This is a genomic window from Klebsiella sp. GW_Kp181 (genome assembly GCF_040062315.1).
GTDB classification, from domain to species: Bacteria; Pseudomonadota; Gammaproteobacteria; order Enterobacterales; family Enterobacteriaceae; genus Klebsiella; species Klebsiella oxytoca.
In genome coordinates, this window is sequence record NZ_JBEAFR010000006.1 from 1 (window position 1) to 20746 (window position 20746).

Here is a 20746-nt window from a genome sequence, read left to right on the forward strand (position 1 = left end):
CATAAAAAACTGCACCTTACTCAGTTGGGTGTCCAACTTTTGGGGTGCAGTCCATACGGGCTGGCTTTTTTTATCTCTACAAAAGTGGCTACTTAAAATCTACCGCCATTTGCTGCGGAATAGAAAGCCCGCGCGTGGTCTGTACGCAGCGGTCAATGTAATCGGTAAAGCGTGGCGGTTTTGGCATACCCATGCTGAGCAGCTTGTCGTTGCTGAATCGTACGTTGAGCGTGGCGAAGGCGCCGTAAAGGCGCATGGCTTTTAGCATCAGCCGTTCGTTGCAGGGGCCAAAAATAGCCTTCAGCTCACGACGCATTTTGACCAGCGTTTCATAGCTGACCTGCGCGTATTTATCGCCGACCGGTGCCTGTTCGAGGGCGGAGGCCATTGCGTTATCGATATCCGCAAACCTTACGCTGTTTTCTTCCCCCGCAGAAATATGCACCACTTCTCCGCGCGCCAGCGGGCTGACAAGCAGCATCAGCAGCGCATCGGCACAGTAATCGACGGGGATCACATCAATGCGGTCTTCCATCGAACACATAAATTTTTGCAGCATCAGCCCCATGCTGAATACCCAGAAAATACTGCTGGAGGGCTGACAGCCGTGATGAGTGTGGCCAACAACAATAGAGGGACGGGCGATCGCCAGCGGTAGGGTTGAGCATTCCTGCCGCATGAGACGCTCAATCATTGATTTAGAGTGCGTGTACTCGACCAGATGCGCAGCGCGTTCACGAAACGCTGTGCTTTCCGCTACCAGAGAATCGGGGTCTGGCGAGCAGGACATCGCGGTGCCGACGTGCAGAAAGCGCTCAAGGCGGCTGACCTGAGCCATCCGCCGGGCAAACTGCAGCGTACCTTCGACGTTGACCTTCCAGATAAGCGGGTTGTTACCAAATGAGGCGACGGCGGCGCAGTTGAGCACGTGGGTAACCTGATTCAGGCGCGGGTCGTCGAGAAAGGGCTGCGGATTGGCCAGATCCCCCAGCAGAATGTTGCCTGGCGTCAGGGCCGTTAGTCTCTCTTCGCTAATATTGAATTTTCGCAGATTTTCCTTTACCCGCTCTACGGCAGCTACACTATTATCTGCACGAACTAACAGTAATAGATTAGGCGCATTCTTTTTATTCAGAATGCTTTCTAACACTGCTCCACCGAGAAATCCGGTCGCGCCAGTAATTAATAATGTATTCATGAATGCAGTCTCATTATGGTTGGAGGACTGGATTCTAGGCGCGAAAAATTAAACGGATATTAAATGGGTGAAGATCATAACATACGGTTTATTAAGGTTATTTTAAGGTTGTTTTACGTCGTGGATCGAATTTGACCCTTAGCTATGGCAATAAATTCATTATTTCGTGTATCCATTTGTACATCATTGAAATTTATTATTTTTAAATTTTTTATTTTTATTTTTGGCTTTCAGGGTGATACATGTTTTGTTACACCAAAAATTTCTGCTATGCCGCTTAATAGTAGCCTTATTATTATCAGGCTAGTTAAATCAGCCGCCCCTGGATAGGGATATCGACCAACTGACGGACGTTTATCAATAAGGATTAGGCTTACCCACCACGCGGCGCAGCGCAGGACAAGATCTGCGCGAGTAAATCTGCGATAATGCGCGCTCTTAACCCAATACAGAGATGATTATGCAGTACCCGATTAACGAGATGTTCCAGACCTTGCAAGGCGAAGGTTACTTCACCGGCGTTCCCGCCATTTTTATTCGTTTACAGGGATGCCCGGTTGGTTGCGCCTGGTGCGATACCAAACATACCTGGGATAAACTTGCCGATCGAGAAGTCTCTCTGTTCAGCATTCTGGCAAAAACCAAAGAGAGCGATAAATGGGGCCCGGCAAGTAGCGAAGATCTGCTGGCCATCATCGGGCGTCAGGGCTGGACTGCTCGTCACGTGGTGATTACCGGCGGCGAACCCTGTATTCATGATTTAACGCCGCTGACCTTACTGCTGGAGCAAAACGGCTTTAGCTGCCAGATTGAAACCAGCGGCACTCACGAAGTTCGCTGTACGCCTCATACCTGGGTGACGGTATCGCCGAAGGTGAATATGCGCGGCGGCTATGATGTCCTTTCTCAGGCGCTGCAGCGAGCTGATGAAATAAAACATCCTGTTGGACGCGTGCGCGATATCGAAGCGCTCGATGAACTGCTGGAGACGCTGGCTGACGACAAGCCGCGCATCATCGCGCTGCAGCCAATTAGCCAGAAAGAGGACGCGACGCGCCTGTGCATCGAAACCTGCATCGCGCGCAACTGGCGTTTATCTATGCAGACGCATAAGTATCTGAACATCGCCTGATCCCTTCTTTTTTGCCGGGCTGGCTGATAGCTGTCCGGCAAGCACTTTATTCATATATGAATTCATCAAGCCCCCTCGCTTCAGCGTACTAGTTAAGATTCCCGCTCATACCTGCGGTGGTATAATCGATTCGTACATCAGCCGCCCCGGCGCGCTGTCGATATGTTGACTTAAGGATCGAGTTAAACATGCAGCCAATTGAGCCATCCCATGCTTTTTCTATGGAGTTCTTCTCCCTCAAAGGGAAAACCGCCATCGTCACCGGGGGGAATAGCGGACTGGGGCAGGCTCTTGCCCTTGCTCTGGCCACGGCGGGAGCCAATCTGTTTATTCCCGGACGACGCGTCAATAATGCGCAAACCCGTGAACGCATTGAGCAGCAGGGCGCTGAAGTGGAGTTCATGCTGGCGAATATTACCGACAACGGCATGCCGCAGCGCATTATCGCCGCCTGCTGCCAGCGTTTCGGCACGGTCGATATCCTGGTGAACAATGCCGGTATTTGTCGTTTGAATAAGGTCCTGCGCTTTGGCCGCGCCGACTGGGACCCGATGATTGAGACCAACCTGACGGCGGCTTTCGAGCTCAGCCATGAGGCGGCGAAAATAATGGTTCCCCGCCGCGGTGGCAAAATTATCAATATCTGTTCGGTGTTTTCTTATTTAGGCGGCAGCTGGTCGCCGGCTTATGCAGCAACCAAACATGCCCTCGCGGGGTTAACCAAAGCCTATTGTGAAGAGCTCGGTCCATATAACATTCAGGTTAACGGTATTGCCCCCGGCTATTATGAGACCGACATGACGGCGATCGTCCGCAACACGCCTAAGGAAAACAGGCGCGTCCTGGCGCATATTCCGGCCGGCCGCTGGGGTGAGGCGCAGGATCTGATGGGCGCAGTCGTCTTCCTGGCCAGCCGGGCCTCGGATTACGTGAATGGCCATATCCTGGCGGTAGATGGCGGTTATCTGGTGCGCTAGCCGCGAACTAGCCCAGGCGAGGCGAGAAACGGCGAGAGGCGAAAAGGCCATCGCGCGCCGCTAACAGGCGACCTACGCGATGGCGAAAGGGATCACTCGCCGCGATAGACGCAGCCCGCCGTGCAGGTTTCTTTGATCATCACCGCGCTGAGTAGCGGAACCAAAGGCTTCATCTGCTCCCAGATCCATTTTGCCAGGACTTCGCTGGTAGGATTGGAAAGTCCCGGAATATCGTTCAGATAGTAGTGATCCAGGCGATCGTAGGTGGGTTTGAATGCGGCTTTGAGCTCGGCGAAATCCATGATCCACCCGGTATGGGGATCGACTTCACCGGTAATCTCCAGGCGCACCATAAAAGAGTGACCGTGCAGGCGTCCGCACTTGTGGCCTTCCGGTACGTGCGGCAGGCGGTGAGCGGCTTCGAAAGTGAAATCTTTAAACAGCGTGGTGGACATCTTTTATTCTCAATATGGCAAAAAAACCGCCGTAGGGTACCGGAAAGTACATTTTTTATCATTAACTAAAACGGTCCTGAACACAAAATGGACATATCCATGCGGTTTATGGGAATTATATCTTTATATTACAGCAGCTTATTTAATCGATTTTGTTGTTAATAACTATAACTAAAACAGGTTAGTCCATTTGGTTATTTGTTATTTCCATCCCTTCTTTAATTGTTACTATCTGCGCCGTTAACCTTCTATTCTCTTCTGTTTTATCACGCTGACAGGGCGTGAATCACAGCTTTGCTTACTGGAACATAACGACGCATGACGACACAGGCCCCACCTTTCAATTTGCTACCGCTGAGTCCGGAGCAAATGGCGCGCCTTCAGGCGGCCACGACTGACTTCACGCCTACCCAGCTAGCCTGGGTTTCCGGCTATTTTTGGGGGATGCTGAATCAGCAGCCCGGCGCGGCGGTTGTTGCGCCAGCCCAGGCGGCTGAAGTGCCGTCCATCACGCTGATTTCGGCCTCGCAAACCGGCAATGCCCGCCGCATCGCTGAAGCGCTGCGTGACGATCTACAGGCGGCGCAGCTGAATGTGAAGCTGATTAACGCAGGCGACTATAAATTTAAACAAATTGCCACCGAAAAACTGCTGGTCGTCGTGACGTCAACACAAGGCGAAGGTGAGCCGCCGGAAGAAGCCGTCGCACTGCATAAGTTCCTGTTCTCGAAGAAAGCGCCCAAGCTGACCGATACGGCATTTGCCGTGTTTGGCCTCGGCGATACCTCCTATGAATTCTTCTGCCAGTCCGGCAAGGATTTTGATAACAAGCTGGCCGAGCTGGGCGGTGAACGCCTGCTGGATCGGGTTGACGCTGATGTGGAGTATCAGACCGCCGCTGCCGAATGGCGCGCCCGCGTGGTTGAGGTGCTGAAAGCGCGCGCGCCTGCTGCTTCTCCGTCTCAGCTGGTTACCAGCGGGGCGGTGAATGAAATCCACACCAGCCCGTATACCAAAGAGGCGCCGCTGACTGCGACGCTGGCGGTGAATCAGAAAATCACCGGCCGTGATTCAGAAAAGGATGTGCGCCATATTGAAATCGACCTCGGCGACTCCGGCCTGCGCTATCAGCCGGGCGATGCGCTGGGCGTCTGGTATCAGAACGATCCGGCGCTGGTGAAGGAGCTGGTGGAGCTGCTCTGGCTAACAGGTACGGAACCGGTCACGGTCGACGGCAAAACGCTACCGCTTGCTGAAGCGCTGGAATGGCATTTTGAGCTGACGGTCAACACCGGCAATATCGTGGAAAACTACGCCACCTTAACCCGCAGCGAGTCTTTACTGCCGCTGGTGGGCGATAAGGCACAGCTCCAGCACTACGCCGCAACCACGCCGATCGTCGACATGGTGCGTTTCTCGCCGGCGCAGCTGGATGCCCAGGCGCTGGTTGACCTGCTGCGCCCGTTGACGCCGCGGCTCTACTCGATCGCCTCTTCGCAGGCGGAAGTGGAAAGCGAAGTCCACGTCACCGTTGGCGTAGTGCGTTATGATATTGAAGGTCGCGCTCGTGCCGGCGGCGCTTCCAGTTTCCTGGCCGACCGCGTCGAAGAAGACGGCGAAGTTCGCGTTTTTATCGAGCATAACGATAACTTCCGTTTGCCTGCGAACCCGGAAACGCCGGTGATCATGATTGGTCCCGGTACCGGCATCGCGCCTTTCCGCGCGTTTATGCAGCAGCGCGCGGCGGAAGGCGCAGAGGGTAAGAACTGGCTGTTCTTCGGCAATCCGCACTTTACTGAAGATTTCCTCTATCAGGTGGAGTGGCAGAGCTACGTCAAAGAAGGCGTGCTGAGCCGCATCGACCTGGCCTGGTCCCGCGATCAACAACAAAAAGTCTACGTTCAGGACAAACTGCGCGAGCAGGGAGCCGAACTGTGGCGCTGGATTAACGACGGTGCCCATATTTATGTCTGCGGCGATGCCAATCGTATGGCAAAAGACGTTGAGCAGACGTTACTGGAAGTGATTGCCGAATACGGCGCGATGGACGCCGAAGCGGCGGACGAATTTTTAAGTGAGCTGCGCGTAGAGCGCCGTTATCAGCGAGATGTCTATTAATGAGCGAAAAACATCCAGGCCCGCTGGTGGTCGAAGGTAAACTGACTGACGCCGAGCGCATGAAGCTCGAAAGCAACTACCTGCGCGGCACCATTGCGGAAGATTTGAATGACGGCCTGACCGGCGGTTTTAAAGGCGATAACTTTCTGCTGATCCGTTTTCACGGTATGTATCAGCAGGATGACCGCGATATTCGCGCCGAACGTGCGGCGCAGAAGCTGGAGCCGCGTCACGCGATGCTGCTGCGCTGCCGCCTGCCGGGCGGGGTGATCACCACCAAACAGTGGCAGGCGATCGATAAATTCGCCGCCGATAACACCATCTACGGCAGTATCCGTCTGACCAACCGTCAGACCTTCCAGTTTCACGGCATTCTGAAAAAGAACGTCAAGCCGGTGCACCAGATGCTGCATTCGGTCGGACTGGATGCGTTGGCCACCGCTAATGACATGAACCGTAACGTGCTCTGTACGTCCAACCCGAACGAGTCTCAGCTGCACGCCGAAGCTTATGAATGGGCGAAGAAGATCTCCGAGCACCTGCTGCCGCGCACTCGCGCCTATGCTGAGATCTGGCTGGATCAAAAGAAAGTCGCCACCACCGATGAAGAACCGATCCTCGGCCAGACCTATCTGCCGCGTAAGTTCAAAACGACCGTGGTGATCCCGCCGCAGAACGATATCGATCTGCACGCGAACGATATGAACTTCGTGGCTATTGCTGAAAACGGCAAGCTGGTGGGCTTTAATCTGCTGGTGGGCGGCGGTTTATCGATTGAGCACGGCAATAAGAAAACCTACGCTCGTACGGCGAGCGAGTTTGGCTATCTGCCGCTGGAGCATACCCTGGCGGTAGCGGAAGCGGTGGTGACGACCCAGCGCGACTGGGGCAACCGTACCGACCGTAAAAATGCGAAAACCAAATACACCCTGGAGCGCGTTGGCGTTGAGACCTTTAAAGCAGAAGTGGAGCGTCGGGCGGGCATCAAGTTTGAACCGATTCGTCCATACGAGTTCACCGGTCGCGGCGATCGTATCGGCTGGGTGAAAGGTATCGACAATAACTGGCATCTGACGCTGTTTATTGAAAACGGACGTATCCTTGATTATCCGGGCCGCCCGCTGAAAACGGGTCTGCTGAAGATCGCGAAGATCCATAAGGGCGAATTCCGTATTACGGCAAATCAGAATCTGATTATTGCCAGCGTACCGGAAGATCAGAAGGCGAAGATCGAGAAGCTGGCCCGCGAGCACGGCCTGATGAACGCCGTTACGCCGCAGCGCGAAAATTCGATGGCTTGCGTCTCATTCCCGACCTGCCCGCTGGCGATGGCGGAAGCCGAGCGCTTCCTCCCGTCATTCATCGATAAAGTCGAGGCGGTGATGAGCAAACATGGCGTTGGCGACGAGCATATCGTTACCCGCGTCACCGGTTGCCCGAACGGCTGCGGTCGCGCGATGCTGGCGGAAGTGGGCCTGGTGGGTAAAGCGCCGGGCCGCTACAACCTGCACCTTGGCGGCAACCGTAGCGGGACGCGGATTCCGCGCATGTACCGGGAAAACATTACCGAGTCGGAAATTCTCGACTCAATCGACGAACTGGTAGGGCGCTGGGCGAAAGAGCGCGAAGCGGGTGAAGGCTTCGGCGACTTTACGGTGCGTGCGGGCATTATTCGTCCGGTGCTCGATCCTGCCCGGGATTTCTGGGAATAACACCCGCTGCCCGGTGGCGTTTCGCTTACCGGGCCTGCGGTCTTGTCGACCGGGTAAACGCAGGGCCCCCGGCAAAAACAGGCAAATGAGGTTCTTATGTCCGTACTCGATTTAAACGCGCTGAACGCATTACCGAAGGTCGATCGCGTTTTACAGCTAGCGGAAACCAATAGTCAGCTGGAAAAGCTGAGCGCGGAAGCGCGCGTTGCGTGGGCGCTGGAAAATCTGCCGGGGGAATACGTGCTCTCTTCGAGCTTTGGTATTCAGGCGGCGGTGAGCCTGCATCTGGTCAATCAGGTGCGCCCGGATATCCCGGTAATTCTGACCGATACCGGCTATCTGTTTCCCGAAACCTACCAGTTTATCGATGAGTTAACGGACAAACTCAACCTGAACCTGAAGGTCTATCGGGCGAAGGAGAGCGCCGCATGGCAGGAAGCGCGCTACGGTAAACTGTGGGAGCAGGGCGTTGAGGGCATTGAAAAATATAATGACATCAACAAGGTTGAGCCGATGAACCGGGCACTGAAAGAGCTGAACGCGCAAACCTGGTTTGCGGGCCTGCGCCGCGAGCAATCCGGCAGTCGCGCCCACTTACCGGTGCTGGCGATCCAGCGCGGCGTGTTTAAGGTGCTGCCGATCATCGACTGGGATAACCGCACGGTTTACCAGTATCTGCAAAAGCACGGCCTGAAATATCATCCGCTTTGGGATCAGGGCTATTTGTCGGTAGGAGATACCCACACCACGCGCAAATGGGAGCCGGGGATGGCGGAGGAAGAAACGCGCTTCTTTGGCCTGAAAAGAGAGTGCGGGTTGCACGAAGGTTAATATGAGTCCCGGCGCTGCCCTGCGTAATCCCATAAAAGCGGGGTAAAATAGCTGAACTCTGTTTAGCGATGGCCAGGGCATGCTGGCCGTCACGCTCCTGAATTCCGCCATCCCAGAAAAATCAACAGTAAAAGGTGCTGTGACCGCTTAATCGGCTGAGCTGCACCGTATTTTAGGCATAACCGTAGCTCCTTCAACACAACCGGGTGCTGAAACTGGCATGGTAAGGCCGAAAGATAAGCTGCCGGGATTCGACTCAATTTTCTGCGGCCCGTGTTCAACACAAGCCGGGGCTTTCCTGGGTTTTGCTGCAACTAAGAATCTCATTTTATGAATTCATTATTGATTCATATATTCTTATTCTTAGTCGTGTAGCCGGCATGGATGAACAACGTAAGTGATTCATGTTTTATTACGAGCTTATCTAATAATTATCCGCTACGCGCTAATTTCTCGTTTCTTCCCGGCTTGACACAGACTACGAATTATATTTATATTTTTTCCTTCGGGGCGAATGCAGAACGAATAAATTTCACATTTTCTTTCACCATATGAATACCGTAATGTTTTTCTGAACGCCTTGCTTATGCCTCTCCGTATTTATGTCTGCTGGGGATCTTTATCTTAAATAAAGCGCAAGGTAGCGTCATGTTCTTTGAAAAGGAAATAGTTATAAAAGGCAATTATTATATCTCCCTTGAAGGGGGAATTGAACGCTGTTACGCCAAAAGTGCCGGTAAACGATGTATATATCTCGAAGATGAACATTCCATTCAGCAATCTGGTACGGACGAGTTTGCATTCGACATGCTATCTGATGCAGTTTCTTTCAGAAAAAACCTCATCAGTAAATATCAAAGAATTTTCAAACTTTTTTGCGGTATTCTGGTAGATGAACCGGGAACTGCCTGTTCTCAAGAAAGTAGTACTTTCCCTCAACCGAGAAGACATCAGAAAAGCAAACGACAGAACAATTTTCTGCGTAAATTGAAGGGATTATCAAGGAATGTTCTCTCATCATACGCGATAAATTAATGATTATTTACGAGTGAACCAGGAAAAAATTGGGCCGTCGAAAACAGAAACGAGAAACTTAAGGATAGCGCGGAAAGGTTACTGATTATTAAAAATGGAACGCAGTGCGATATCGACTACCCAGGCAGATCGTATGGCTGCCTCACAGGAAATGGTTATAAATATGATTTACCTGAACCATCACGCTATAACTATCACCGCTTCTGCAGTTCGCTCTACCGTCACTGCGTTTTGGTTCCAGACGCATTTCCAGCGGCATACAATGCCTGCGCGCGTTTTATTGATTTACCATCTGCATCCGGATTTTTGCGTGCTATTTGCTCTCTGGTTATTGCGTAAAACGTTTGCTGCGCATGTTGTTTTCGGCGGCGGGTGGATACTGTCAGGGATGAGCTTTCCGGGCATATCTAAAGATTTTGTCGAATCGTACTAACAAAACCCACCGGATCGGTTACGTGGATTGTAGTGGCGTGCTTTCATTGGCCAGAGAAGGGTACGCAGCCCTGCCAGAGGGACAGTAAATGCCCTTTCTCACCTGCAGGTTGGCCAGCAAGCGCAATTATGACTGGCGCTTCTGCAATGGCAGAAGGATCTTTTCTGGCGGATGTAAGCCGTGGAGACGGTGAAGGATACACACGGGATAGGTATGACATGAAACGGAGTTCGTACTATGCAGGAAATAGTTAAAGCAGCGCAGCTGTTATGTTTTTTACTGCTGGGCTGTGATCCGGCAGAAAAAGAAGCACCGCGCGGCAGCGGGAAGACCAGCTACGTGGCGGCTAATCTGCTGGGCTATAACCATATGGCAGGCACGAATATCAACTGGTTCTCCGTCAACGGCTATCGGGGGCACGCCGGGGGGTTTACCTGCTGCATATCGCTGCCGGAAAAATGGCGGCCCAATATGCAGGTGGCAGTGGAGTGGGAGGTTAACCCTAACCCGTTTCCGAAGGATCTCCCCCACTTCTATGATCCAAACTATGAACATTATATGGAAAAATATAAGGCTACCTTTCGTCAGTATAAAGCGGTGGCCACTATTCCCGAATATGAAGATTCCTGCGGCCTGCAGGTGCATTTCTTGCCCTGTCAGCAGATTAAAGTAACGGCCACCTGCCACGGGCCGACTCATCCTGACCACCCGATTAAAGAACCTTTCGATCTGCCGGAGCCTGCCCAGTGCCCGCCAGAAACACCATGATTTTATTGTTGTGAGCTGTGCATTATTAACCGCAGCAGAGGCTGCGCCTTCAGTGTGACATGAAACGGAGTTCATACTATGCAGGGAATAGTTAAAGCAGTGCCGCTGTTATGTTTTTTACTGCCGGGCTGTGATCCGGCAGAAAAAGAAGCACCGCGCGGCAGCGGGAAGACCAGCTACGTGGCGGCTAATCTGCTGGGCTATAACCATATGGCAGGCACGAATATCAACTGGTTCTCCGTCAACGGCTACCGGGGACACGCCGGGGGGTTTACCTGCTGCATATCGCTGCCGGAAAAATGGCGGCCCAATATGCAGGTGGCAGTGGAGTGGGAGGTGGATCCTGACCCGTTTCCGAAGGATATCCCCAGATTCAGCGACCCTAAGTATGATGAATATATAGAAAAACACAGGGCTAACTATCGCCATTATAAAGCGGTGGCCACTATTCCCGAATATGAAGATTCCTGCGGCCTGCAGGTGCATTTCTTGCCCTGTCAGCAGATTAAAGTAACGGCCACCTGCCACGGGCCGACTCATCCTGACCACCCGATTAAAGAACCTTTCGATCTGCCGGAGCCTGGCCAGTGCCCGCCAGAAACGCCATGATTTTATTGTTGTGAGCTGTGCATTATTAACCGCAGCAGAGGCTGCGCCTTCAGTGTGACATGAAACGGAGTTCATACTATGCAGGGAATAGTTAAAGCAGTGCCGCTGTTATGTTTTTTACTGCTGGGCTGTGATCCGGCAGAAAAAGAAGCACCGCGCGGCAGCGGGAAGACCAGCTACGTGGCGGCTAATCTGCTGGGCTATAACCATATGGCAGGCACGAATATCAACTGGTTCTCCGTCAACGGCTACCGGGGACACGCCGGGGGGGTTACCTGCTGCATATCGCTGCCGGAAAAATGGCGGCCCAATATGCAGGTGGTAGTGGAGTGGGAGGTGGATCCTGACCCGTTTCCCAAAAATATGCCCCCAATGGGAACAAAAGAATTTCGTGATTATGCGAAAGCTCATGAAGCAAATTATCGCCACTATAAAGCGGTGGCCACTATTCCCGAATATGAAGATTCCTGCGGCCTGCAGGTGCATTTCTTGCCCTGTCAGCAGATTAAAGTAACGGCCACCTGCCACGGGCCGACCCATCCTGATCACCCGATAAAAGATCCCTACCGTCAGTCGGAGCCTGCCCAATGTCCCCAATAACCGAATCTTTTAAGAAACATTTTGGCAATCATCAGCTTACCACTACGGGCGATCCGTGCTGGGTTCCTCCCGCTTTTCCGAAAGAGGGCCGGTTGCTTTTAAGCCAGCGGCAGGTCAACGCCAATATAATCAAAATCGACAGGGAGGAGGCATTATTTCGCCAGGAGTCCCGCCGGCAAAAAAGCAGCCCCTGCTGTAAGAGCCTGCATATCAGCCTGTTTTTTGACGGTACCAATAATAATGCGCTAAAAGATACCGCCAGCACGCCGCCGCACCCGTCGAACGTGGCAAAACTATACCGTGCCTGCGCGCCTGATGATCTCATGGCAAATGAGCGTGGATTTTACGCCTTCTATATTCCCGGCGTCGGTACGCCTTTTCCGCAGATTGGCTCCTATGACTATTATTCGTCGGGACTGCAGTTTGCTGTCGGCGGCGAGGACCGTATCAACTGGGGGATGGTGCAGCTGTGTAATGCCCTGAACCATACCGTGACAAAAAATTTCCTCGGCAACGGCATAATGAAAAGGGCGGTTCAGGCGATGAACAGCTCCAGCACTCCGGCGGCTGTGGAACTGGGGTTATTCGCGGGCAGCGCGGCGATGTCTTACAACCGTGAAAAAGTAAACCAGGCCTATCTGGACTCGCGGAAGACAATGCCTGGTCAGATGCGGATGCGGCTGCGTATGTTTGAACAACTCTTAAGGCTGGTGCAGGAAAAATTCGTGCGCGCGCAGTGTAAGACGGCAGCGATAAAGCTGTTTGTGTACGGTTTTTCCCGCGGCGCGGCAGAAGCCCGCGCTTTTGTCAGCTGGCTGGATGAGGCGCTGGCCGAAGGGCTACTCGGTTTCCCGGCAGGAACGCTGCTCGGCGTGAAGGTTTCGGTGGAATTTTTAGGCCTCTTTGATACCGTGCCGGCAGTGGGAATTGCCAATGTGGTTCCGGGTTTTACCGGTCACAACGGCTGGGCGAAACAGACGCAGCCGCTGACGCAGTCGGGGTTAATCAAACGCTGCTATCATCTGGTGGCGGCTCACGAGCAGCGCCAGGCATTTTCGCTGGACTCCATCCGTACCGCCGCAGGCAGCTATTTATCCCAGACTCAGGAAGTGGTCTACCCCGGTATGCACTCCGACGTTGGCGGGGGATACCCCTGTGGGGATCAGGGCAAGGGCCGGGGCGGTGCGGGCGATCTGTTATCGCAAATTACTCTGCATGATATGTATGCGGCCGCGATGGATGCCGGGGCGCCGCTGTCGTTTCATCCTGATGTTTTTGCCCTGTTGCTCCCGGATTTCAGGCAAATGTATATCTTTCGGGAAATGAGTTTTGCTTCAGTTGGGGAATTTGATTTTTATCCCGGACTGGTAGACACCTTTAACAACTGGCGATCGACCCTCTCCCTTGACAATCAGCAGGAGGATCCGCTGTCTGACGATGCTATCTACGCGCCGTTTCGTTTTGAGTCAGTCTGTCTGGAAGAGATGCTGGAAGCGGAAATGATCTGGATGACCGGCTGGCGTATCGCACGTTTTGCTTCGCCCAGGACATCGCCAATAAATCTCACGTCGCAGCCCTTCTTCCAGCATGCGCCCCAGCACCCGGAGATTACCGCCCAGCCGTATGCGGCAGGGTTCAGCCAACAGGCGCAGCGCGCCCTTGCCCGTGAGTGGTCGCTTTTGCAATGCAAAGCTGAGGCGATAGCGCAGGCGCGTAATAAAGAGGCGTCCAGACACAGGGGCGATGAAAATTGGTTCCCTGGCCCGGAGCTTGTTGGGCAACCGTTGTTCGATGCCAACAACGCCCGCGGTCAGCTTTGGGAAGCCGCCACCGAGTTTGCGGCGGACTACATGCGTAAAGCTCGCCCCCAGGCGCTGTTTAAACCGGCGATGAAGCAGAAAGCGCAGGGGGCGATCGATTCGGCCACCTGCACTATTGCCGCAAGTGCCGAAACTGGCTTTTCATGGGAGATAAGCACGACGGCGGCAAATCTACAGATACTGGATCCACTGCTCGCCCAGGCGGCCTACTTTTATACCCATCAGAATGAAGCCTATGAATATCTGCGATTTAAGCAGGCGGGCGAGTACAGATTCCGTCAGCATATTGAGCCGTGCCTGTTGAAACGAGAGCAGAACGATAAAATCAGCGGGCTGATCAATCTGTATGATAACTATATCCATGATTCCCGGGCCTGGTTTATGCACTCGGAAAGCGGCGTCAGAGAGCCTTTTGGCAGCTACTTTTTATCCAGAATGATCTATTTTGGCGATAAGTGGAGCAAGGCCGTCCAGCTGCGCTTTGATGGGCAAACGATGTCAGGTATTAGCGAGGCGCTGCAGGATAAGGCCATTTTTGCTCATGTGCCAACCTACGGTGTAAAGGTCTTTAACCGTGATACCGGGCAAGAAATTCCCGTTGACGAAAGCAGTCTGCCAGCGCCCACGCATGAGTTTATCGCGCAGCTTAAACCCCTGGTTAAACAGCGCCAGCAGGCAACGGAAACGGCCAGGCGCGAGCGCATCGCAAATGCGCTCAACGACTTATGGGACTCCGAAATACTCCATTCACCTCAGGTATAATTTGACAGAGGTGAGAGGTCAGTGGTGGCGTATTTGTTATCTGAACAGGTTCGGGGCAGCGTTTTTTCAGCTCCCCAGATATAAACCTGGCTGTCGGCGATGGAGCGCATGCTGACAGCCAGTAGCAGGAACAACGGTATTAAAAAATGAAAACGCATCATGGCGACAGTCCTTGTTGCCGCATTTTATCGTTAGTCTATTTTGAGGCGGGTCTCTTCTCCGCCTTCGCCAGCTCTTTCACCAGCGGCAGCATAACCCTCATCACATCGCGGCTGCGCTGAGCAATACGGCCCGGCAGGGCTTTATCAATATACTGCTGGTTATCCAGCTGAACGTTGTGCCAGCTGGTACCGTCCGGGAACGAACGAGATTTGGCGCGCTGCTGGTAGCCATCTTTGCGTCCCAGAGACCAGTTGGTGGCTTCGACGGTCAATACCGGGATCCCGGCTTCGTCAAACACGCTGGCATCATTACAGCAGCCGGTCCCTTTTGGATAGTCAGGATTCAGGCCAGGATTGCTGGCGGCGCTAATACCTTTACTACGAGCGATAGCCAGCGCCCGGTCGCGGGTGAGCTTGCGTACCGAGGATGGCGTGCTGCGGCCGCTATTAAAATAGAGCTTATCGCCCACCACCAGATTATCGAGGTTAATGACCAATAGGGTATTTTTCTTCTCCGCGTCGCTCATACGCTTAAGCATATTCTGCGCACCCAGACGACCCTCTTCTTCACCGCTGGTGGCGACGAAGCGAATACCATAACGCGTAGGGATATTCTTTAACTGCTCAGCAAGTTCCAGCATGACCCCCAGACCGAGGGCGTTGTCATCGATGCCCTGCAGCGTCAGGCCGCCGAGGTTATTTTCTATATCGGCATCGGTCTGCGGCGCGTAGGTATCGAGATGGGCCATGATGATGATTTGCTGGCGATCTTTCCCCTCATGCGCGGCGATAACCGTGCTGCCGGTGACGTTTTGCCAGTTTTTGCGATTATCGTTGTTGGTGTAAATGTATCGGGTATTAAAACTGCGAATATCGCTCTCGTAGCCCATTTGCGTGAACTGCTGACGCAAATAATCAGCCGACAGCATCTCGGCGGGCGAACCGGTCATTCTTCCGGGAAAAAAGGTAGCGATGTGACGAGCCTGAGCATTGGCGGTGTCGCCCAGAGCGCTTATTGCCGGGGCGGCGGTGAAGACAAAACCTGCGCTCAACGCCAGGGGAAGCAGGCGACGGCACAATGCGGAAAACATAGGGGGGGTCCTTTAGCACTTAAAACAATTTCACCCGCGTAGTATGAAACTGTGATCGGGGTTAAACAATTTCAATCGCTCTTAAATGGTGGAAAAACCGCGTGTTAAGCACTTTTTGATATTAGCTTTTCCAGGCCGTTATTCTTTTGAGTCACAACTCATTCCATTTCGTAATTTCATTTGCTCTAAACCGCACCCTATAGTCGCTCTATTGCTGATTGTAAGAGAGTTGTTGCGCAGTGGAATACTTGCCAATATTTGCCGAAGTGAAAGAGAGACCCGTACTGGTGATCGGCGGCGGCGAGATTGCCGCGCGCAAGATTACCTTTCTGCTGCGTGCTGAAGCGAAGGTACAGATTGTCGCCGACGCGCTAATTCCGGAACTTGCCGACAAGGTTGAGCGTCAGGAAATTCAGTGGCGGGCCACCGAATTTGAAGAGCAGCAGCTTGATAACGTATTCCTGGTGATTGCCGCTACCGAAGATGACGCGCTGAACCAGCGCGTTTATGCCGCGGCCAACGCGCGCTACCGGCTGGTCAACGTGGTTGATAATCAGGCGCTGTGCTCGTTTGTTTTCCCGTCAATCGTCGATCGTTCTCCGCTGCTGGTGGCTATCTCTTCCAGCGGCAAAGCGCCGGTGCTGTCGCGAATTTTGCGCGAAAAAATCGAAGCGCTGCTGCCCACCAACCTGGGGCGGCTGGCCGAAACGGCGAGCTACTGGCGTCATCATATTAAAACCCATCTGAAAACCACTGCCGAACGCCGTCGTTTTTGGGAACGCGTGTTTACCGGCCGCTTTGCCAGCCTGATGCTGGCGGGCAATAAAGCCGAAGCGGAAAAGGCGCTGGAAGATGAGCTCCGACAGCCGGAAAAGCGGCTCGGTGAAATTATCCTCGTCGGCGCGGGGCCTGGCGATGCCGGATTGCTGACCCTGCGCGGCCTGCAGGCTATCCAGCAGGCGGATGTGGTGTTTTACGACAATCTGGTCACGCCGGAAGTCCGCGAGCTGGTGCGTCGCGACGCGGAGACAATCTGCGTGGGCAAAAGCGCCGCCGGCGTCTCCGTACCGCAGCAGGACATTAACCGCATGCTGGTAGAGGCGGCGAAAGCGGGCAATACGGTGATTCGCCTGAAAGGCGGCGACCCGTTTATTTTCGGGCGCGGCGGCGAAGAGCTGCAGGCTGCGGCTGAAGCCGGTATTCCGTTTCAGGTTGTCCCGGGCGTGACGGCAGCGGCTGGTGCCACGGCTTATGCCGGGATCCCGCTGACCCACCGCGATTACGCGCAAAGCGCAACTTTTATTACCGGGCACTTCGGTGCGGAAAACTCCCCGCTCAACTGGACTCGGCTGGCGCAAAGCGGCCAGACCCTGGCGATTTATATGGGCAGCCTGAAAGCGGCGGAAATCAGCGCTCAGCTGATCGCTAACGGTCGCGTGGGCGACACCCCGGTGGCGGTGATCTCGCGGGGTACTCGCGCCGATCAGCAAACCCGGACCGGCACATTACAACAACTCGAAAACCTGGCGAAAGATGCCCCGATGCCCGCGCTGCTGGTAGTGGGCGAAGTGGTGCGATTACATCATCAGCTTGCCTGGTTTCAACACACCTCATCCTCAGATGCCTTTAAGGCTTCTGTAGTAAATCTGGCTTAAGGAACGGTTATGGACCAAAAACGACTTACTCACCTGCGGCAACTGGAGGCGGAAAGCATCCATATTATTCGTGAGGTGGCCGCCGAATTCTCTAACCCGGTGATGATGTATTCCATCGGTAAAGACTCCAGCGTAATGCTGCATCTGGCGCGTAAAGCGTTTTATCCAGGAACTCTGCCGTTCCCGCTGCTGCACGTTGATACCGGCTGGAAATTCCGCGAAATGTACGAGTTCCGCGACCGTACCGCTAAAGCCTACGGCTGCGAACTGCTGGTGCATAAAAATCCGGAAGGGGTGGCGATGGGGATTAACCCGTTCGTTCACGGCAGCGCCAAACATACCGATATCATGAAAACTGAAGGCCTTAAGCAGGCGCTGAACAAATACGGCTTCGATGCCGCGTTCGGCGGCGCGCGTCGCGATGAAGAGAAATCTCGCGCCAAGGAGCGTATTTACTCCTTCCGCGACCGCTTCCATCGCTGGGACCCAAAAAACCAGCGCCCGGAACTGTGGCACAACTATAACGGCCAGATTAACAAGGGTGAAAGCATCCGCGTGTTCCCGCTCTCCAACTGGACCGAGCTGGATATCTGGCAGTACATCTATCTGGAAAATATTGAAATTGTTCCGCTGTACCTGGCGGCAGAGCGTCCGGTGCTGGAGCGCGACGGGATGCTGATGATGATCGATGACGATCGCATTAATCTGCAGCCCGGCGAGATGATCAAAAAACAGATGGTGCGCTTCCGTACCCTTGGCTGCTGGCCGCTGACCGGCGCGGTGGAGTCCAATGCGCAAACGCTGCCGGAGATCATCGAAGAGATGCTGGTGTCAACCACCAGCGAACGACAGGGGCGCGTGATTGACCGCGACCAGGCAGGCTCCATGGAGCTGAAGAAACGTCAGGGTTATTTCTAAGGAGCCGCCATGAACACTACGATTGCACAACAAATTGCTGATGAAGGCGGCGTAGAAGCCTATCTGCACGCCCAGCAGCACAAAAGCCTGCTGCGCTTTCTGACCTGCGGCAGCGTTGATGACGGTAAAAGCACGTTGATTGGTCGATTGCTGCACGATACCCGACAGATTTACGAAGATCAGCTCTCATCTCTGCATAATGACAGCAAACGTCATGGTACGCAGGGCGAAAAATTGGATCTGGCGCTGCTGGTGGATGGCCTGCAGGCCGAGCGCGAGCAGGGCATCACCATCGACGTCGCCTATCGCTATTTCTCTACCGAGAAGCGCAAGTTTATTATCGCCGATACGCCGGGGCACGAGCAGTACACCCGTAATATGGCGACCGGTGCATCAACCTGCGAACTGGCGATCCTGCTGATCGACGCCCGCAAAGGCGTGCTCGATCAAACCCGTCGTCACAGCTTTATTTCGACACTGCTGGGGATCAAACACCTGGTGGTGGCGGTGAACAAAATGGATCTCGTCGAGTTTAGCGAAGAGACTTTCAACACCATCCGCGAAGCGTATCTGACCTTTGCGGAGCAGCTGCCTGGCGATCTCGACATTCGCTTTGTTCCGCTTTCTGCCCTGGAAGGGGACAACGTCGCCAGCCAGAGTGAGAAAATGCCGTGGTACAGCGGTCCGACGCTGCTGGAAGTGCTGGAAACCGTTGAGATTCAGCGCGTGGTGGAAAGCCAGCCGTTGCGCTTCCCGGTACAGTACGTAAACCGCCCGAACCTCGACTTCCGCGGATTTTCCGGGACGGTGGCCTCCGGTAGCGTGAGCGTAGGGCAGCGTCTTAAGGTGCTCCCGTCCGGAGTGGAATCCACCGTTGCGCGCATCGTCACCTTCGACGGCGATCTGCCAGAAGCGGCGGCCGGGGAAGCGATCACCCTCGTGCTGAAGGATGAAATTGATATCAGCCGTGGCGATCTGCTGGTCGATGCGGCAGTTTCTCTGCCCGCAGTACAAAGCGCCAGCATCGATGTGGTATGGATGGCGGAGCAGGCGCTGACCCCGGGCCAAAGCTACGACATTAAAATCGCCGGTAAGAAAACTCGCGCCCGCGTTGATAGCGTTCGCTACCAGGTGGATATCAACAACCTGACCCAGCGCGAAGTGGAAACGCTGCCCCTGAACGGCATCGGGCTGGTCGATCTCACTTTTGACGAGCCGCTGGTGCTGGATAAATACCAGGATAACCCGGTTACCGGGGGCCTGATCTTTATCGACCGTTTGACCAACGTCACCGTTGGCGCAGGTATGGTTCATGAACCCCATGAACGGGTTCAGGCGAGCGCTTCACAGTACAGCGCGTTTGAGCTTGAGCTGAACCAGCTTATTCGCAAGCACTTCCCGCACTGGGACGCTCGCGACCTGCTGGGAGGCAAGTAATGGCCCGACATGACGAAAACGTCGTCTGGCATGACCATAAGGTAACACGTAAAGATCGAGAAGCGCTGCATGGGCATAAAGGCGCAGTGGTCTGGTTTACGGGACTTTCCGGTTCGGGAAAATCAACCATTGCCGGCGCGCTGGAAGAGGAGCTGCATCGGCTCGGCGTGAGCACCTGGTTACTGGATGGCGATAATGTGCGTCACGGCCTGTGCAGCGATCTTGGCTTCAGCGACGACGACCGCAAAGAAAACATTCGCCGCGTGGGGGAAGTGGCGAAGCTGATGGTCGATGCCGGGCTGGTTGTATTGACGGCGTTTATATCTCCGCATCGTGCAGAGCGACAAATGGTGCGCGAACGTATAGGGGAAGGGCGCTTTATCGAAGTGTTTGTCGATACGCCGTTAGCGATCTGCGAAGCGCGGGATCCGAAGGGCCTGTACAAGAAGGCGCGGGCCGGGGAATTGCGCAACTTTACCGGGATCGATTCAGTGTATGAATCCCCGGAGAGGGCAGAAATTCACCTCGACGGTGAACAATTGGTAACAAATTTGGTGCACCAACTATTAGACCTGCTACGACAGAGCGATATTATCAGATCCTGAAACGGCGGCGGCATCAGCGAATGATGCCGGTCGCCAGGTCAACAGGATTCGATATGCGCAATACCCAGAACCTCAGTATTATTCGTTCAGAACCGCCGCCGGCCGCCAGCGACGAGACCACGTGGTCTCTGTCGGGTGCGGCCGTGGGCTTTATTTCATGGCTGCTGGCGCTGGGTATTCCCTTCCTGATCTATGGCAGTAACACGCTATTTTTTCTCCTCTACACCTGGCCGTTCTTCCTGGCGCTGATGCCGGTTGCCGTTGTGGTTGGCATCGCGCTGCATTCGCTGCTGGACGGCAAACTTCAGTACAGCGTCTGCGCGACGATTCTGACCGTCGGGCTGATGTTCGGTCTGCTGTTCCTCTGGCTACTGGGGTAGTCTTTTCACGAATGAATCTGGCCTGGGTATCAACGGTAAAAATGTGGTA

At 54.1% G+C, this 20746-nt stretch carries 19 protein-coding genes; 16 read left to right on the forward strand and 3 right to left on the reverse strand.

Annotation, left to right across the window (positions count from 1 at the left end):
- Window positions 1–88: 88 nt before the first annotated feature.
- Window positions 89–1198 (reverse strand): SDR family oxidoreductase, encoded by a 1110-nt coding sequence (locus ABLV11_RS05430; RefSeq protein ID WP_004105006.1) that lies wholly within the window; start codon window positions 1196–1198, stop codon window positions 89–91.
- Window positions 1199–1658: 460 nt separating this feature from the next.
- Here ABLV11_RS05430 and queE point away from each other — a divergent pair, with 460 nt between their 5' ends.
- Window positions 1659–2330, forward strand: a complete 672-nt coding sequence (gene queE / locus ABLV11_RS05435; protein ID WP_004114912.1) for a 7-carboxy-7-deazaguanine synthase QueE — start codon at window positions 1659–1661, stop codon at window positions 2328–2330.
- A 188-nt stretch (window positions 2331–2518) separates the two neighbouring features.
- Entirely contained in the window at window positions 2519–3307 is a 789-nt protein-coding gene (locus ABLV11_RS05440) for an SDR family oxidoreductase (protein WP_126489487.1), read from the forward strand.
- A 92-nt stretch (window positions 3308–3399) separates the two neighbouring features.
- Here the strand turns inward: ABLV11_RS05440 and queD are convergent, their stop codons facing one another.
- On the reverse strand, window positions 3400–3762 hold the full coding sequence (gene queD, locus ABLV11_RS05445) for a 6-carboxytetrahydropterin synthase QueD (RefSeq protein WP_004104999.1): 363 nt from the start codon (window positions 3760–3762) through the stop codon (window positions 3400–3402).
- 318 nt (window positions 3763–4080) lie between these two features.
- Between queD and cysJ the strand changes: the two genes are divergently transcribed.
- From cysJ to ABLV11_RS05490, 9 genes are all read left to right on the forward strand, one after another.
- Window positions 4081–5880 carry an NADPH-dependent assimilatory sulfite reductase flavoprotein subunit gene (gene cysJ, locus ABLV11_RS05450; RefSeq protein ID WP_126489485.1) on the forward strand — a complete coding sequence of 600 codons (1800 nt, stop codon included), beginning with the start codon at window positions 4081–4083 and terminating at the stop codon, window positions 5878–5880.
- Window positions 5880–7592 (forward strand): assimilatory sulfite reductase (NADPH) hemoprotein subunit, encoded by a 1713-nt coding sequence (cysI, locus tag ABLV11_RS05455; RefSeq protein ID WP_004104995.1) that lies wholly within the window; start codon window positions 5880–5882, stop codon window positions 7590–7592. The genes cysJ and cysI overlap by 1 nt, the downstream gene beginning before the upstream one ends.
- A 96-nt stretch (window positions 7593–7688) precedes the next feature.
- Window positions 7689–8423, forward strand: coding sequence for a phosphoadenosine phosphosulfate reductase (cysH, locus tag ABLV11_RS05460; protein ID WP_126489484.1), 735 nt, complete (start codon window positions 7689–7691; stop codon window positions 8421–8423).
- Window positions 8424–9071: 648 nt separating this feature from the next.
- Window positions 9072–9458, forward strand: a complete 387-nt coding sequence (locus tag ABLV11_RS05465) for a hypothetical protein (RefSeq protein WP_126489483.1) — start codon at window positions 9072–9074, stop codon at window positions 9456–9458.
- A gap of 133 nt (window positions 9459–9591) precedes the next feature.
- Window positions 9592–9891 (forward strand): hypothetical protein, encoded by a 300-nt coding sequence (locus ABLV11_RS05470; RefSeq protein ID WP_224250526.1) that lies wholly within the window; start codon window positions 9592–9594, stop codon window positions 9889–9891.
- A gap of 237 nt (window positions 9892–10128) precedes the next feature.
- Window positions 10129–10659, forward strand: a complete 531-nt coding sequence (locus tag ABLV11_RS05475) for a DUF3304 domain-containing protein (RefSeq protein ID WP_348855213.1) — start codon at window positions 10129–10131, stop codon at window positions 10657–10659.
- 78 nt (window positions 10660–10737) lie between these two features.
- Entirely contained in the window at window positions 10738–11268 is a 531-nt protein-coding gene (locus ABLV11_RS05480) for a DUF3304 domain-containing protein (protein WP_126489481.1), read from the forward strand.
- A gap of 78 nt (window positions 11269–11346) precedes the next feature.
- Complete coding sequence (locus ABLV11_RS05485; RefSeq protein WP_094963465.1) at window positions 11347–11868, forward strand: DUF3304 domain-containing protein; 522 nt, start codon at window positions 11347–11349, stop codon at window positions 11866–11868.
- Complete coding sequence (locus ABLV11_RS05490) at window positions 11856–14450, forward strand: DUF2235 domain-containing protein (RefSeq protein ID WP_126489480.1); 2595 nt, start codon at window positions 11856–11858, stop codon at window positions 14448–14450. Before ABLV11_RS05485 ends, ABLV11_RS05490 begins: the two co-directional genes overlap by 13 nt.
- A 196-nt stretch (window positions 14451–14646) precedes the next feature.
- Here ABLV11_RS05490 and ABLV11_RS05495 read toward each other — a convergent pair whose 3' ends face one another.
- Window positions 14647–15702: an aminopeptidase gene (locus ABLV11_RS05495; protein ID WP_004114889.1), complete on the reverse strand. Its 1056-nt coding sequence runs from the start codon at window positions 15700–15702 to the stop codon at window positions 14647–14649.
- 248 nt (window positions 15703–15950) lie between these two features.
- On the opposite strand from ABLV11_RS05495, the gene cysG reads away from it, so the two are divergent.
- Genes cysG through ABLV11_RS05520 form a run of 5 tightly spaced genes read left to right on the forward strand, consistent with a single transcriptional unit; the run spans window position 15951 to window position 20697 of the window.
- Window positions 15951–17357, forward strand: coding sequence for a siroheme synthase CysG (cysG, locus tag ABLV11_RS05500; RefSeq protein WP_163529733.1), 1407 nt, complete (start codon window positions 15951–15953; stop codon window positions 17355–17357).
- 9 nt (window positions 17358–17366) lie between these two features.
- A complete protein-coding gene (gene cysD / locus ABLV11_RS05505) occupies window positions 17367–18275 on the forward strand; it encodes a sulfate adenylyltransferase subunit CysD (protein ID WP_004104981.1) in 909 nt (302 codons plus the stop codon).
- A gap of 9 nt (window positions 18276–18284) precedes the next feature.
- Window positions 18285–19712 carry a sulfate adenylyltransferase subunit CysN gene (gene cysN / locus ABLV11_RS05510; RefSeq protein ID WP_064372428.1) on the forward strand — a complete coding sequence of 476 codons (1428 nt, stop codon included), beginning with the start codon at window positions 18285–18287 and terminating at the stop codon, window positions 19710–19712.
- Window positions 19712–20317 carry an adenylyl-sulfate kinase gene (gene cysC / locus ABLV11_RS05515; RefSeq protein ID WP_004104979.1) on the forward strand — a complete coding sequence of 202 codons (606 nt, stop codon included), beginning with the start codon at window positions 19712–19714 and terminating at the stop codon, window positions 20315–20317. The genes cysN and cysC overlap by 1 nt, the downstream gene beginning before the upstream one ends.
- Window positions 20318–20370: 53 nt before the next feature.
- Window positions 20371–20697, forward strand: a complete 327-nt coding sequence (locus ABLV11_RS05520) for a DUF3561 family protein (protein ID WP_004104978.1) — start codon at window positions 20371–20373, stop codon at window positions 20695–20697.
- The last annotated feature ends 49 nt before the right edge of the window (window positions 20698–20746 follow it).